Here is a 16258-nt window from a genome sequence, read left to right as displayed (position 1 = left end):
AAGAAAATTTAAAGTTTTTTTTAGTAACCTTAACCTCCATATCTTATTCAATCTCATACTCTCCTGCGCTCCCTTAATTGGGACTGCAAAGATACAAACTTTTATCAATTATCAAAATAAAATATTATTTATTTTTCTAACCTTCAGTCCTATTTACTTATCGTCTGCGCTACCTACTATCTCTCGTTTTCAGTGGGGCAAAAGTACACCTTATTAACACTACAATCCAAACTTATTTAACATAAAATTTGACAAGAATCTTAAAATGTGGAAAATAACAAACCTAATCTACTGGTACAAAAACAATTGAGAACAATCAATAGTTATCCACATTATACGATTCGTTTTTTTTTAATATTGTGAGAATAGGTTTTATATATGAATAGACTATATTCTGATGAAGAAACGAATCAAAGTTCAGTTTATCCAGGATTTTAAAGAAGGTATGTATGGGAAGAATTCTCTTTATAAGAAGTAGTATTAATAAACCCAATACTCTAGCCCCGATAGTAACGGTTACCCCGCAGTAGATCTGGATCTGAAAGAAAGCGCTGGCACGAGGAGTATGAGTGGATAGCGGGATTAAGCTTATGAAAAATGAAGGTCTTTAATCTTCAAGTTTTATTGTGTATCAGAAAAAACGTTTGACAAGTTCCTTATATATATAGTACCCTAACAGGCATCCGATCACATCGGCTACTATATCCAGGGATTCCATTGATCTGCCCAGATGCATTTCTTCCTGCAGTATTTCGGTTAGGAATGCATATATAAGGATGATCTGGAAAAAATAAGAAAATTTGATTTTGGGGAAAGTGGCGATAAAGCAAAAGCCAAGCATAGCAAATATACTTACGTGCAGAACTTTATCGAACCCGTTGAACATAAAAAAATATTCATGATTCTCTTCTCCGGGCTTGAGAAGCATATAAGTAAGAAATGCCCAATAAATGGGCAAGATCTTACTAAATATTTTTGAAACCCTATCCAATGATAGCTTGGTATTCTTCTGCGGAAAGCAATTCGGACTGGTCTGCACCATCAGCAATCTCTAATTTGATGATCCATCCGTTACCATAAGGATCAGTGTTTAGTAACTCAGGCTGAGCTTCTAATTCTGAATTGAATTCTGTAACCTTTCCTGCAATAGGTAAGAATAGATCTGAAACAGTCTTTACTGCCTCTACACTTCCAAATACAGCTCCACTGTCAAGATCGTCATCAACAGTATCAATATCAACATATACGATATCTCCAAGTTCTCCTTGTGCAAAATCAGTAATACCAATAGTAGCTACGTTTCCTTCAATCTTGATCCATTCGTGATCTTTAGTGTACTTTAATTCCGATGGTGTGTTCATTTTTTGATTTTTATTATTTTACAAATTTATTCAAAAATACATAAGGTTCAAAAAAAGTATGTTTGTTTATTCAAAATGTTTTTCCCATTCTTAATATAATAGAGTTGAATAAATACTCAACATGGTAAATAGTACCTTTAATAAAAGATCTAGCTTTATTATCCCTGTTTCATTTTAATAAAAAATCCCCTTCTTATTCAGAAAGGGATTCATATGTTTATATAACTGTTGGTTAGAAACCTCCGGAATCTCCAAATGTAAATGTTGCAGACAATCCAGCTCTTACTGTTGAAAGTGGGAATGCTGTAGAGATTTTATATTTAGAAGTCATCTGTTCATAGAATACTCTTAAGTTTAAATTTTCAGAAACATTGTAATCTGCAGAAATCTTTACATTCATTAATTTCTGACCGCCTGTAACCTGAGAATCATCCAATAGTATATTTGTAATACTCGTTCTGCTATCACGTAATGAGAAGTCTCCTCTGATATTAAGATCACTTCCTTTTCCTTTTCCTCTTTTTCTTACGTCATTCACTCCTAATCTAAAGTTACGGATAATATAACCCACTCTTACCACATATTCTGTATTGGCATCTTCAGTAAGGGTCTGATTTAGTAATCCCAGCAATAACATTCTGTTTCTATTATACTGTATTCCGAACTGCATGTTATTTCTCATGGTAACATCCACACCAATCAATGGCGAGAATGACTCAACATATCCTACCTGAGAGAATGTAAATGGATTAATTCTGTCTCGGTTAGAATCAAAAAGACTACCACCAGTTGAAATTGCATTAAAATAATCTATACTTGACTGGATTCCTGTCGCTGTATAGGTTGCATTATAGCTATGTAATATATCAAACTTAGAAAACTGTCCATTGATAATAGGTACATTTCTTAACCCTGAATAGGTTACTTTCCAGTTTGGTATTGGTAATCCTGCTTTTTTAGCATCCCCAATCCCTTTGATAGATTTCCCTTCAACAGCTGCTCGGAATGCCGGTATTAATACATAGGCGTTGGCAATACTATAACCATCCGTGAATCCTGCATTGTTTACGGTTGATATATCTCCAAGCTGTTGAGAAAGAGCTCTTGCGTTTTCCCGAATTGACTGATATACTGCTGCTCCATCTTTGAAGGATGTTTTCAAAAGTATTACTGAGTTCGAGTATGTAACAAGGTCATTGGCAAAAGTAAAATTAGGATTAGGAATTCTGGTTACTGGATCTACATAGTTGAATCCGGACTGTGAGAAATTCCTGTTATAATTATGCAATACACTAACATCTATTCTAAGGTCATTCATTGGTACGACCTGCAAATTGGCACGCAGTTCCCTGGTTGACATCCGCACATATGGATCTGTCATATATTGAGAATCACTTACCCAGCCATTCTCCATAACCGTTCTTCTGATGTCTGCCTGTGATCCAAATAAGAATCCAATACTTGGGCCTCCCAAAGTTTGCCCGTATCCATAATAATTAGGTGCAGAAAGTAGTCCTGGCAACACAGTTCCGTTATTCTCTGAATAATTAACATCCAGCTGTTTTAAAGAAGTAAGTAAAAATGCGGCACTTTGTAAAACAGTCAGTTTATTTTTAAACTTATAGTTTTTAAACTTATATCTTTTCTTTTCCCACTGTTGAGTATACACATTATTCAGCGAGTCAATTTCCTGTCTGCGTTTTTGAAGTTTTGTAGAAATATTTTTGAAATATTTAAACTGTCCAAAGAACTTAGGAAAATCAGCAGTTGCCGTTGCCTGAATAACATTTGTATTCTGACCTATTGAACCTAAACTTTCTGCTCTCTGGGTATCAGGATTAACAAAACTATACAAAGCTGTACTTCTTGCATTCCAGTTATAGGTAAATCCATATCCCAGTTCAGCATCAATAAAATCCAGATATGGTAAATACTGGAATGGGAGTTTATAGTTCAATTGTACCCTATGGTTATACAATACTGGTCTTCCCGATCTGAACACATTTCCAAAGATCGAAGAATTATCCATTGTATTCACATCTACGTTATCATTCAATGTTCTCGTTGCCGAGTTGATTTCCAGTTTTAAGGATTTTGTAAAATTAAATCCTAAACCATATTGCCAACCAAAATAGAAGTTTCTGTTTCTTATTGCCTGAGATTCATCATTGAAATTACCATTAAGAATAGCATCAACGCTTCTAAACTCCAGTTCATTATAATTCCTGTCGATTTCTGTCCTGAAAGAGAATCTTGTCGGAATTGGATTAATATTAAATTCTTTTACCCATCTCAGGTATTTTGTAGATTTTGCGGTATCACTGATCATCTTATTAAAAGGCTTGATCACCCACGGTTTGAAAGTATAATTATAATCTACATATCCTCTAAGATACTGTCTATAGTTTTTCTTAGTATAAATATCTCTGAAGAAGTCGTCATTATAAACCGCCGTAACTGAAAGGTTTTCTACATCGTAGAATTTAGGCTTCTTATTTGGATTAACCCTTTCCTTGTGCATATTAACAACTCCTAAACTTCTCTGCTGCGTATATGTTCTTGCCACTTTTTTCAGCTGTTCCCTGTTCGCTGCTTTCTTAAATTCAACGTCTGTATCTAAAGGATTATACTTTGGATCTTCGATCGTCTGTGAATAGGAATAGTTGACAGGAATCTTAACTCCAGTCTTTTCAGGAAGGAATTTATCTAAATTGACAGCTGTATTGATACTGAATGCAGACTGTGTCGACTGATTTCTTTCTGCCGGTTTAGAATCTATGTTCCCAAATCCAACAGACGTGTATGATGCATTGGCGTTCACTACAGCAAAATCACCAAGGTTAAAATTTAAACTTGCATTTCCGGCATATCCGCCTTTATTATCAATTTCAGAAAGTCGGATTTCATTGACCCACAATATCCGATCCAAAGGTGCACCAGTTTCACCTCTAGGTATACCATTTCTTATCCCAATTACTATAGTTGTAATATTCCCTAAACTTGGACGCCCTTTAATATATATATTCTTGAGTTTATCTGCTTCACCAAATACCTGATCTAAAATTCTTTTTGAAATATCATTAGGAGAACTTTTATCTCTTCTAATTTTAGCATCTACAAAATTTTGGATTTCTAAATCAACTTCATTCTCCGCTGGCCATATTTCCATTGGAGTAGTTGCGGTGCTTGGGGTTACCTTCAATGATGCTTCATATTCATAATAATTATCTGCAGCGTCACTTCCGAAACGAATAAAAAATTTGGTCTTTGGATCTATATCCGGAATAGGTGGTTTTCTTTTATCCGGATCTTCAGCATGTACAAAAAGCTTTAATCTTTTATACCTTCTCATGTCCAAAGTTGTATTCTTAAATACGCCTCTTGACTCAGTTTGTGGAAGCTGGTTAACTTTTAAATATAATGAACTTTCATTCTGTCTTTGGACACCAGCGTTTCCACTTAAAACCTGTCTATCAATTCCGGGAGGTAATACATAAGGAGGTGTATTTAAGGCATTTTCTTCAATATTAACACTTCCAATTTCTAAATTTTGAGGGTCTGGTACATTTACCGTCCCTTCTTCTATAATATCTGTTCCAGTTATTGCCGTATTTTTAGGATACTTTCTCCAGTCTGATCTTACTAAATCCATGGTTCCAAACCTCAGAGTAGAGGTCTGATCAAAACCTGTTAATAACATTCTTGCAAACCTCACATTGTTAAGAACTCCAGGATCATGATCTCCTGCATCTGTTACATATGAAGAAACTGGAATTCTAAATAAATACCATCTTACCGGTGAAGTCTGTCCATTTTGAAATTGAGCCTGAACAGTTTTTACATCAACAATATTATTTGTTCCTAAAGCTAAACTTGCCTGGTCTAACTTAATTTGATATTCATTATAGTTTTCACTTTGATCAAGGTTATAGTCTTTATTAATATCTTCAGCATCGGGAGTCTGAGAAGCTACTTCTAATGAGTTGCTTTGTGAGTTTCCTTCAGGTCCTCTGAAATATTTATATCTCTGTACTAATGACGAAGCCTGGCTTCCTGTAAACTTTGCCGACAGATAGAATACAAAATCATCCACTGCAGGGTCAGCAAGATTAGTAACAGGATTGGTAAATGTATTTCCAAATTTCATGGATTCCTGGTCTGAAGTGAGACCGTCATATCCGGCATCCTGTATTGTTCTTTCCTGCCCTTCGCTTGAGAAAGCATATAATATAGGAGGTTGTTTTGGCTGCACTCCCCAATTTGAATTAGTGGTAACAGATGGAGTTCCTGGTGTTGGCAATCCATTTTCATACTGCATAAATCCATCTTTTAAAACATCTTCAGACACGTTTCCTAACTGAAGTAATAGCTTTGGATTAGCTCCTAAATTATTTCCATCTGCATATGGATCCATCATCCAGAATTCCACATATTCAATATTAGAATTTACAAAATTGGAAACAGTAATGGGTCTCATAAGACCAGCCCATCTCTGTTGAGTAGTTTCATTATTTGGATTGACATTATAAGGTCCTTTTTCCGTCGGATAGTAGGAAATGTCAAATGTGTTTGTAAAAGTTTGTTCACCTGCTACAAAATCTCTGTTATTGTAGATCTCTGAATATTGTACTCTTCTGGAAGCATGGTTAGAGACAGACTGAGGAGTAATACCAGCAGGAGCTCTTCCTCCAACACCCCAGAATCTAGGATCAATATTGTACCATGATAATAATCCCCTTCCGTAACCGTTTGTGAGATCATTGCCAGCTCCAGCACCTGAAAATACGCCTCCCGATTTCTCCGGTTTAGAAGCTAAACTCCAAGCAGCAGGTTCTTTTAATGATATCTTTGATGTGGTCTGTTCAAAATCATCAATATAGGATTGATCATTGGTTCCTTTATTTAATCCTGGCAATAAGTAGGCTCCTTCCATTTTAAAGTTTAAATTGGATGGAGCTTCGGTTTTCACCATTGGAATTTTATTTGTCAATCGAGTCAGGAAAGGAAGCTGATTATTATACATTAAATTTATCCCAGCCATCGTATTGTTAACGGCCTCCTGTCCATAATTTACCTTTTGGGTTAGTGGAGATTCGGAATAATTAACAACTGTAGCTCCTAAAATGAAATTTTCATTAAATCTTCTCTCTAGATTTAATCCTAAAAATCTTTTTCTTTGGGTATTAAAAGTCAATTGGTTCTCTAATGAAATATTAATTGCCTGTCCGGATTGTTTTACATTTTCATTGATAATCGTTACAGTACCCAGCATGTAGTCAACGGTATAATCTATCCCTTCTGTCAACTGTACTCCATTAGCAGAAACCTTTACCGAACCTTGTGGAACATTCACTGCGCCTAAAGAGATTCCTTGTCCTGCAGTTCCTTTATATCGTCCTTCAAGAGTATACCGCTTAGGAACATATGTTGCAAATTGCTTCTGTTGATTATAAATATCAGCTTGCACATATTGTGGATCACTCGTTCCAAGTACGCTAGCCATATAGCTGCCAAAGGGTTGGGTTTTCGTAAAAATAATCTTTCCTGTTTCCGGTCTTATGGTAAGACCACTAACAAAGTCAAATATACCATCTCCTGTAGTTCCGCCACTGTTATTCTGAATATCTCCGTTCATGTTCAAACGGTCCCAATTCAATAGTTTTAGCAAGTTAGTACCTTGAACACTGGTACCAGGAAGATAGTTTACTTTACCTCCAGTTTTTGCATCTCTGTAAAGTACATTCAATATAAATCCATCCTGACTTACCTGTCCGGCATCTAAAGCATAGATATTCTTCATCATCAATGGCCACATCGGAGAAGTAATATCAACTCTTGTGGACCTTAGTGCTTTTGTAATTAATACAGGACTTTCTTCAGAAAATTCTCCGACTTTATACACTTTATTTGTACCATCCGTAAATGAATATGAAACTGCCAGAATCTGATTATCATTTAGCTTCTGATTTAATGAAATATATCCTAATTGTGGTTGAAGTGTATATTCACTGGTGTTTAGCCTTCTTGCTTTTTTATTAAAAAGAAAATGATCATTATTCACATATGCTTGCGACCCACCAGTTGCAATAGGAAGTGATTGCCCCTGTATCAGGTCTGCATAATTTACACCGGCATCCCGAGGTGTTGGACCCATTGTATTAGAAACGGCTTGATAGAGATTGTTATTAGCATTATCAGGCATTACTGCAGTTTTATCTCCCAAGTCTCTGATTCCAACTATACTTTTCTGAGCAGCCAGATTACTGTTTCCCTGGTCTAAAACCCAAACTTCTAATCTTGTTATATTGATTTTTGAATTGATCTGAGGGTAGTTTGCCAATGCCCTATCATAATTATCTAAGAAATAGTGTCCTAAAAAGTAATGCTGATTGTCTTCATAATCTATCGCATCTATCTTAAAGGTGTTTACGGCTCCACCGCCCTGAACAACAATATTTCTTGCCTCTCCCTGCTGTTGGGAAAGCACGACTGTTCCAAAGGTTTTTCCTAACTGGAATTCGGTTTTCACCCCAAATAGTGATTGAGAACCACGTATTAAGCTAGTAGAAAGTGGCATGTTTACGTTACCGAATTCCACTCTCTTGATGATTTTATCTTCTGAACCGGAAGCCGGTGAATTAACATCTCCTAATCCTTTCGTCTGCAAATCTTTCCAACTTCCTTTGGCCTGCCAGACCAGGTTCATTCTATTTTCGAATGCAAAGCCACTTTGGGTATCATAGTTGGCTTTCAACTGGAGATTCTCTCCTACTTTACCCAATAATCCTAATTGAATTCTCTGATTGATATCAAAGGTAAAGCTGGTTCTGTTTTGAGGTAAAATTAATGGATTGTCAATCTTCTGGTAAAGCCCTGCAAAATCGAAAGAAGCGAATCCCGTAGGGATTATTTCTATTTTATTACTTCCAAAAATAGTCTCGAAAAGCTTATTACGAATGGTCAATGCAGGAATTAATCCTTTTCTTTGTGCATCACTTTTATCTTTTCGGAAAAGTAGGTTGTATTTATCGGATTTATCTTTATAATAGGCTCTTGTCTGACTGGCCATCATGAATTCCTTATATTCCTCCGGAGACATCGCTGTCGGAGGCCCGGTCACTGTATTTCCAATTTTAGGATATACATAGTACATACCAGTTTTTACATCATAAAAGGCTTCAAACTGAGTAGGGTCAGCCAGTTCATAATCTTTCTTAATAATTGCCGTGTCACGTACCTGCTGTGCAAAAGTATTTACTGACATACATAAGAACGACAGGAACAGAAATATATTGAGATACTTATTATTTGCCACCAAATGTTAAAGGTTTTTTAAAATTTGTTTTACCAACTCTTCTATTGAAATACTTGGATTTTGTTTTATCATACGATCTGCAATCTTCTCGCTCATGCGTTTAGGAATTCCTAAAACTTCTAATGCAGATAACGATTCTTCCTTGATTTTATTATTCGCAAACGTAGAAATATTTTCTTCGAGGTTGTTGAATTTTTGGACCTTATCTTTCAAATCTACAATGATTCTTTCTGCTGTTTTAGTCCCAATTCCCTTCGCTTTTTGAATCAAAGCACTGTTGCTTGAAAGTATAGCCGAAGCAATCTCATCAAGGCTTAAAGTTGACAGTAAAATAAGCGCTGAAACAGCACCTACTCCATTAACACTTATTAACAAATTGAACATTTCTTTTTCTAAACGAGTGTTAAATCCGAATAGCAAATGTGCATCTTCACGAATAATCTGTTGAATAAAAAGAAAAGTTTCCTGATTGAGCGACAAAGTTTGTGACGTCATTAGACTAATACCTGTATAGTAACCAACTCCATTTACGTTGATTACTGCATAAGTTGGCGTAAGTTCTTGAACAATGCCTTGTAAAGAAAATATCATTATTAATTTTTAAAACTCCCAAATATAGTAATTTAAACTAATTAATGTTTTCATTTCACGCACGAATGATTTTTAACTTAATTTTTGAGGTGATATTCAAGCATTTGGTCTAAAAGTAAAAAACTTCAAAATTGAGAATACAATCACTATTTTTTAATTTGCACATCAATTTAGAAACTGGTTATTTTGGTATGTCTTACTATATTTTCACCACCACATTTCCAGCTGGAGTCCAATAGATACCCCTTGGGTTTTCCTTATTAATCTATTATTTAATAAAGACTCGCCGGTTATTCCTTTAAAACTCTCCGACCAATGGGCATAAGTTATAAATGGTCTAAAAACAGGTCTTGAATAATATCCATAATTCAAGGTAATCTGTGGTGAGAAAGTTACTTTCTGTAAACTTCCTTCCAATCCTGACCGATCACTTTTCATATAATCGTTACCGGCTTCTAATGCCAGATTAAAATATTTATTGATGTAGTACATATATCTGAATCCTACACTCATCCAATTTTTTGAAGCTTTATCAGTCATCATTATTTCATTCTGATCTAGATCTCCTGTACCGAAATTTCTGTACTGGTAGGTTAATGAAGCCTGAATTGCATGTCTGCGCTTATCATCATATACAAAATTGTTTATAATATCTAGAGATGAAGCTTTGTCAAGATCATATATTCTTTTACTATCCCTATACTCGCGTATTGTTTTTCCTGTGTATCCATTTTCCGTTATAGAGCTTCCTTTCCGAAATAATATAGTAGAAGTATGGGTTATATTTTTTTTGGAATAAGTGTACCAGGTTCCTAAAGCATATCCATTATGTTTTTGAGTGTTCATTAGCTTATTTTCGGTTTCAATACTGTATTGACCAAGAAAGTTTAGCTTTGAGAACTGAGATACAGGAACATCCAGATATCTTAGATCAGCTGCATAAGAATGGCTATTATTATTGCCATATTTAAATCTTATTAAGGCTAAATTTAAATTCCCCGCATTCTTTATCTGATAATTTTCTAGTCCCAATCCTATTTGCGAATTTTGTGCAGAATTGATCCAGAAATAGTCTAAAAGCTCTACGTTTCTACGATCATAATATCTTTTGCCTAACCAGATATTTGCATTTTTAACTACTTTATTTATTTTGCCATACAACTGTGCAGTTTCAGGAAACTGTTTATATCCATCACTTCCGAATGGGATGTACTTAGCCATCATGTAAGTAACTTCATACAGATTTACAGAATCTTTATTCCTGTATCGATAATTAAACTGCAGCTCTCCATAATGATTAGCCTCATTCCCCAATCGAAATTTATGCAGGTTTTCAGGCGTTACAAAATTAACCATCTGTCCGCCATCCGTTCCTCCTATTCCTGTTCTTATGTATCCATTTATACTAAATTCATGAGGATTTATCGCTTGTGAATGTACCTTGTTGTAGCTTAAAGAGCATATAAAAAATAAACGTATCAATGATTTGATATTCTTTGTGTTTTTTTTCATCATTCTACCTGATTAATACACATCCGAAAAGAATCAACTATTCATTAAATATCAGAATAAATATATCCCTAATTACTCAAAAAAAACAGCTATATTCTTTCAGGCAAAAAGATAAAATTATTGTTGAGAATCATTGAGAAATAATACCAGCCCACAATTAAAAGTCCGAATTTTTACTTAAAATTCATTCTTTAAAAATGCAGTGGCTTAATCAGAAAGTTAAAAAGAAAAAGTAATCTATTTTAAAGTAATAGATTAGGAAACTCAGATCATCCTTTTAATAATTTTTTCATTCTTTGTTTTTGTGTTTTTTATTTTATTTGTGTTTTTCATATGCAATATAACAATTTAATTATCTGTACATCAACAATCACAAAAAAAATCTCATTAAAAGAAAATCAATTAGTGAGACTTTCACATCATGATAGATAAACTTCATTCTCTTAATTCCAAAAAAAAGAGGTTAGAATTCCTAACCTCTTTTATATCATTTAAAATTTTCCAGCTAAAAGTTCGATTCAAATTTTCAGAAAATCACTTTCAAAAAGGATACTGTTATTTTTTTGCTTCTCTTTTCTGAGCATCCAGAACAGCTACTGTAGCAAGATTTACAATTTCATCCACACTTGAGCGCATTTGTAAAACATGTACTGGTTGCTTTAAACCCATAAGAATTGGACCAATTACCTGAGCAACTTTCATTCCTCTGATAATTTTATAGGATAGATTGGCACTTTCCAGATTAGGGAAAATAAATGTATTCGCAGGTGTTTCTCCTAACTTTGAGAATGGATAATCACTAAGGTGATCAGCATTCATTGCAAAATCAGGTTGAATTTCTCCATCAACGATCATTTTAGGATACTTTTCATGTAAAATACTTACAGCCTTTGCCACTTTCTTTGAAGTATCAGAAATCGCAGCAAAGTTTTCAAATCCAAGCATCGCAATCCTAGGTTCAATTGCAAAAGATTTTACAGTAATTTCAGCCATTTTAGCAATATTCACAAGATCTTCTGCTGTAGGATTATTATTAATAGAAGTATCTGCAAAAAAGATAGGCTTCTTCTCTGAAAGAATCATCATCATAGCCGCTACCTTATCTACTCCCTTTTCTTTTTCAATAATTTCTAAAACCGGGCGTAATACCGATGCATAGTTTTTAGAAAAACCAATAATAAGAGCATCTGTATCACCATGCTTCAACATAAGAGGGCCAAAATAATCTCTTTGACGAACATATCTTTTTGCTTTGTATTCGTTCATCCCTTTTCTCTGACGAAGCTTCCAAAGGGTATCTCTGTATTTTTTTCTGTTTTCCTCCTGATCATCATCACTTGGATCAATAATTGGAACATCAAGACTGATTCCGTAGCGTTCCATTTGCTCCTTGATATATTTCTTCTCCCCTAAAAGACTCGGATACGCAATTCCTTCCTCATAAAGAATCTGCGCAGCTTTAAGAACATTATATTCTTCTGCGTTTCCTAAAGTAACCCTTTTAGGATTTGATTTAGCACGGCTCTGCATCATTCTTACAAGCTTTTCATCTCTTCCCATTCTATCAAGAAGTTGATTTTCATACTCATCAAAATCAGCAATTGTTTTACCTGCAATGCCACTTTCTATTGCGGCTTTTGCCACCGCACTAGAAACTTTAGTAATTAATCTGTTATCAAATGGTTTTGGGATAAAATATTCTCTACCAAATTGAAGATTCTGAAGATTATATGCTAAAATTACAGCCTCTGGAACTGGTTCTTTGGCTAAATTGGCAATAGCATGAACAGCTGCCAACTTCATTTCTTCATTAATACCTCTTGCCTGAACATCTAAAGCTCCACGGAAAATATAAGGAAATCCCAATACATTATTAACCTGATTAGGATAATCACTTCTACCTGTAGCCATGATCACATCTTTACGTGTTTCAAAAGCAAGGTCATAATCAATCTCCGGATCTGGGTTTGCCAATGCAAAAACAATAGGATTTTCGTTCATACTACTCAACATTCCTGGAGTCATTACATTTCCTTTGGATAGTCCAACAAAAACATCAGATCCTTTCACAGCATCTTCCAGCGTTTCGATATCTGTCTGCGCAATAAAATCTAATTTTTCAGGAGTAAGATTTTCTCTTTTGTGATTAATAACCCCTTTACTATCACACATTAAGACATTTTCCTGTTTTAATCCTAAAGAAATATAGAGCTTGGTACAAGCAATAGCTGCTGCTCCCGCACCATTAACCACCATTTTCACTTCTTCAATCTTCTTATTTGCGATCTGCAAAGAGTTGATCAATGCAGCTGCAGAAATAATCGCAGTTCCATGCTGATCATCATGCATTAAAGGAATATCCAGCTCCTCTTTTAACTTCTGTTCAATATAGAATGCTTCAGGAGCTTTTATATCTTCAAGGTTAATCCCACCAAAGGTTGGTGCAATCCCTTTTACAATCTGAATAAATTTATCAGGATCTTTCTCATTGATTTCAATATCAAAAACATTGATATCCGCAAAAATTTTAAATAAAAGACCTTTTCCTTCCATTACAGGTTTTGAAGCCTCCGGTCCAATGTCACCTAGTCCTAAAACAGCTGTACCATTTGAAATTACTGCTACAAGATTTCCTTTTCCTGTATAATCATAAACTGTCTCAGGCTTTTCATGAATCTCCATACAAGGAACGGCAACTCCCGGAGAATATGCTAAAGACAAATCTCTTTGAGAGGAATGCGGTTTTGAAGGGATAACTTCGATTTTTCCTTTAGGCTCAGCTTTATGATAATCTAATGCTGCTTGATTAAAGTTCTTTTCGTCGCGATGCGTTTTATTTGACATAGAATTTATTTTTAAAGTATATATTTAATGTGATAATCGACTAAACTTTCAATAGGTTTCTGTACAATTTTACCAACATTTAAATTAAGTTCTGCAGCTGCAGAACGAAGAGTCTCTTCATAATAATATGCGATAGAGCCAATAAAATTAATTTCGGCTTCTTTTGATTCTTCGTAAGGAAGAACCTGATATTCAAAGAAGTTTTTCATTTCTTCGAACACCATTTTCTGGAAGTAAGGATGATCCTTTCTTTCCACAACAAATTTATTGAAATTCGCTAAATATGCATTTGGTCTTGAGGTATGGTACATATTTTTTAATGCATCCTCAATTGTTAAATGATAAGTTTCCTCAAACTGGAAATGCAGATCTTCGGGAAGCTTTTGCATAAAGAACCTACGCACCAATTGCTTACCGATTGCACTTCCACTACCTTCATCTCCAATAAGGAATCCAAGGGACGGAAGTTTTATTTTTAAATTCTCACCATCAAAATAACAGGAATTAGAACCCGTTCCCAGAATACAGACAATAGCAGGTTTCCCGGTATAAGCAGCATATGCTGCAGCCATAAGGTCTTCTTTTGCTAAAACATCTGCTTTAGTAAAAAATTTGGCAAGTTCTCTTTCTATAGTGGCACAATTTTCTGGTATTCCACAACCTGAACCATAGAAAAATACTTTTGTTATAGAATTTCTGACAGCACTAAGGTTGATGTTCTTTTCAATTTCAGGTACGATAAGTTCTGCGGCAATATTGTTAGGATTAAAGCCAATAGTCTCCGTTTTCATGAAGATCTTTTTGAAATCGTCTAAAATCACCCAATCACATTTGGTAGAACCACCATCAACAATAGCAACCATATATTACATTTTAGTTTAAGGATGCTAAATTATGAATTTTATCTCTAAATAGCTTTACAAACAAGTCAGAAGCTAGTATGTATTACTAATGTTTTATATCATCTTTTTTTTCATTGAACTGTATCAGCCAATCCTGAATTTCATCTTCGAGATATGAAGTTTGTAATATCATTGCATTTATAAAATCATCTGGTATTTGTTTATCGTTGGAGTTTTCAAGATTCCAAAGTTCATCAGACATATTTTCATATTCAGAATAGACTCTTTTGAATCGGGAATTTTCTCTTTCAAGAGCTTCAATATTTTTCTGTTGGAGCTGGAATTTTCTGTATTTGTTTTGACTTTTCATACAAATATTATTATAAATTGGTTATAAAGTTCTGGAAAATGCTTTCAAACGTGCATTACAAGATAGAAAATACCATCAACACAACTAGTTGAAAATGAATTTATTATCAGGTGGTTTTTATATATTTCTAAAACTAAAATTAGAACTATTTTTGATTAAAAAAAAATATTTAACATCTTTTTTTACTGTTTAACATATAGTTATAAATTTGCACATCAGATAAATTCGATGAGAGAATTAATACTACGCCAGAAACAAATATTGCTCTTCATATTAGCAGGAGGACTTAGTGCTATTGTGGAAATAGGAAGTTTTAAAATCTTCAGTACCCACCTTCCTCATTTTTTGCAGTCAGAGACAAATTTCCATGGGATACATTATCCTTTAAGTAATATTTTCTCTACAAGCTGCGGGATCATAAGTAATTATTTTTTAAGTATCTGGTTTGTCTTTGAAAGAGGTAAACACTCTAAAAGAAAAGAATTTGCTTATTTTATGGTGGTCTCTTTCATCTCAACATTACTAAGCCTTAGCTTCTTTCAGATATTCTATAGGTTTATATTTAAAGACAATATCAATTTAATTTTTTATACCTTGAGCCCGGAAATACTCAGTAAGATTGCAGCGATTTTATTAGTTTCCATTCTTAACTATTCTGTCAAAAAGAAAATAATTTTTAATGGTTAACCTGTGGTAAAGATTTTAAATTATACATGGAGATTCTGGCTCCTGATATTAGCCTTTGTTTTAACGATTGTTTTTGGAATCCCTGTTTATATTTTATCCTTTAATAAAAAACATTACAAATACGCCTATAAATTTATCCGTTTCTGGTGCTATGGAATGTTTTATGGAATGGGACTGCGCTACGAACTCATCAACCTTACTGACAAAAAAATTGACCGTAACAGACAATACGTTGTTATCTCAAACCATACATCCATCATGGACATCATGCTTCCATGTATTTTATTTCCCAATCATCCACTTTGCTACGTAGGAAAAAAAGAATTGGTAAAGATTCCTATTTTCGGTACCATTTATAAAAGAGTATGTGTCATGGTAGACCGGGGGAGTGCAAGAAGCCGTGCTGATGTTTACAGAAGGTGTGCTGAAAAAATGGAGGAAGGAAACAGTATTGTTATTTTTCCGGAAGGTGGAGTACCTGACGACACTTCCATCATATTGGATGAATTCAAAGATGGAGCATTTACTTTATCTACTAAACATCAGTCTCCAATAGCAGTTTACACTTTTGTAGGTTTAAAAGAAATATTTCCATTTGATAATTCCAAAGGTCATCCTGGAAAAGTAAAAGTATATTTCAATGATGTTATGGAGCCATCGGTTTCACAAAAAGAGATGAAAAGTGAGGCTTTTAACGAAATAAAAAAAACCTTGTTAGAACGTTCTATTTAAAAGA

General features: G+C 34.4%; 10 protein-coding genes. 2 read left to right on the top strand and 8 right to left on the bottom strand.

Features of this window, described 5'->3' with window-relative positions; translation table 11 throughout:
* Positions 1 to 631: 631 nt before the first annotated feature.
* The 8 genes from J7E44_RS23970 to J7E44_RS15620 form a co-directional block, all read right to left on the bottom strand.
* Positions 632 to 928: a VanZ family protein gene (locus J7E44_RS23970; RefSeq protein WP_285439791.1), complete on the bottom strand. Its 297-nt coding sequence runs from the start codon at positions 926 to 928 to the stop codon at positions 632 to 634.
* Positions 929 to 983: 55 nt separating this feature from the next.
* Positions 984 to 1361, bottom strand: coding sequence for a glycine cleavage system protein GcvH (gene gcvH, locus J7E44_RS15650; RefSeq protein WP_214831301.1), 378 nt, complete (start codon positions 1359 to 1361; stop codon positions 984 to 986).
* Positions 1362 to 1593: 232 nt separating this feature from the next.
* Positions 1594 to 8625: a T9SS outer membrane translocon Sov/SprA gene (sov, locus tag J7E44_RS15645; RefSeq protein ID WP_214831300.1), complete on the bottom strand. Its 7032-nt coding sequence runs from the start codon at positions 8623 to 8625 to the stop codon at positions 1594 to 1596.
* 57 nt (positions 8626 to 8682) lie between these two features.
* The gene (gene ruvA / locus J7E44_RS15640; protein WP_214831299.1) at positions 8683 to 9267 is read right to left on the bottom strand and encodes a Holliday junction branch migration protein RuvA; all 585 of its coding nucleotides are present in this window, start codon (positions 9265 to 9267) and stop codon (positions 8683 to 8685) included.
* Positions 9268 to 9474: 207 nt separating this feature from the next.
* Positions 9475 to 10782 carry a carbohydrate porin gene (locus tag J7E44_RS15635; RefSeq protein WP_214831298.1) on the bottom strand — a complete coding sequence of 436 codons (1308 nt, stop codon included), beginning with the start codon at positions 10780 to 10782 and terminating at the stop codon, positions 9475 to 9477.
* 552 nt (positions 10783 to 11334) lie between these two features.
* On the bottom strand, positions 11335 to 13623 hold the full coding sequence (locus J7E44_RS15630) for an NADP-dependent malic enzyme (protein WP_214831297.1): 2289 nt from the start codon (positions 13621 to 13623) through the stop codon (positions 11335 to 11337).
* 11 nt (positions 13624 to 13634) lie between these two features.
* Entirely contained in the window at positions 13635 to 14486 is an 852-nt protein-coding gene (locus J7E44_RS15625; RefSeq protein ID WP_214831296.1) for a BadF/BadG/BcrA/BcrD ATPase family protein, read from the bottom strand.
* A gap of 85 nt (positions 14487 to 14571) precedes the next feature.
* The gene (locus tag J7E44_RS15620; RefSeq protein WP_214831295.1) at positions 14572 to 14835 is read right to left on the bottom strand and encodes a hypothetical protein; all 264 of its coding nucleotides are present in this window, start codon (positions 14833 to 14835) and stop codon (positions 14572 to 14574) included.
* 228 nt (positions 14836 to 15063) lie between these two features.
* Here J7E44_RS15620 and J7E44_RS15615 point away from each other — a divergent pair, with 228 nt between their 5' ends.
* Together J7E44_RS15615 and J7E44_RS15610 are read left to right on the top strand one after the other, a co-directional pair.
* The gene (locus tag J7E44_RS15615) at positions 15064 to 15522 is read left to right on the top strand and encodes a GtrA family protein (RefSeq protein ID WP_214831294.1); all 459 of its coding nucleotides are present in this window, start codon (positions 15064 to 15066) and stop codon (positions 15520 to 15522) included.
* Positions 15523 to 15525: 3 nt separating this feature from the next.
* Positions 15526 to 16254 carry a lysophospholipid acyltransferase family protein gene (locus J7E44_RS15610; RefSeq protein ID WP_214831293.1) on the top strand — a complete coding sequence of 243 codons (729 nt, stop codon included), beginning with the start codon at positions 15526 to 15528 and terminating at the stop codon, positions 16252 to 16254.
* Positions 16255 to 16258 lie beyond the last annotated feature (4 nt).

Source organism: Chryseobacterium sp. ISL-6, from assembly GCF_018613715.1.
Lineage (GTDB): Bacteria > Bacteroidota > Bacteroidia > Flavobacteriales > Weeksellaceae > Chryseobacterium > Chryseobacterium paludis.
The sequence above is the reverse complement of the archived record's forward strand: the minus strand, read 5'-3'. Positions and strand labels throughout refer to the sequence as shown.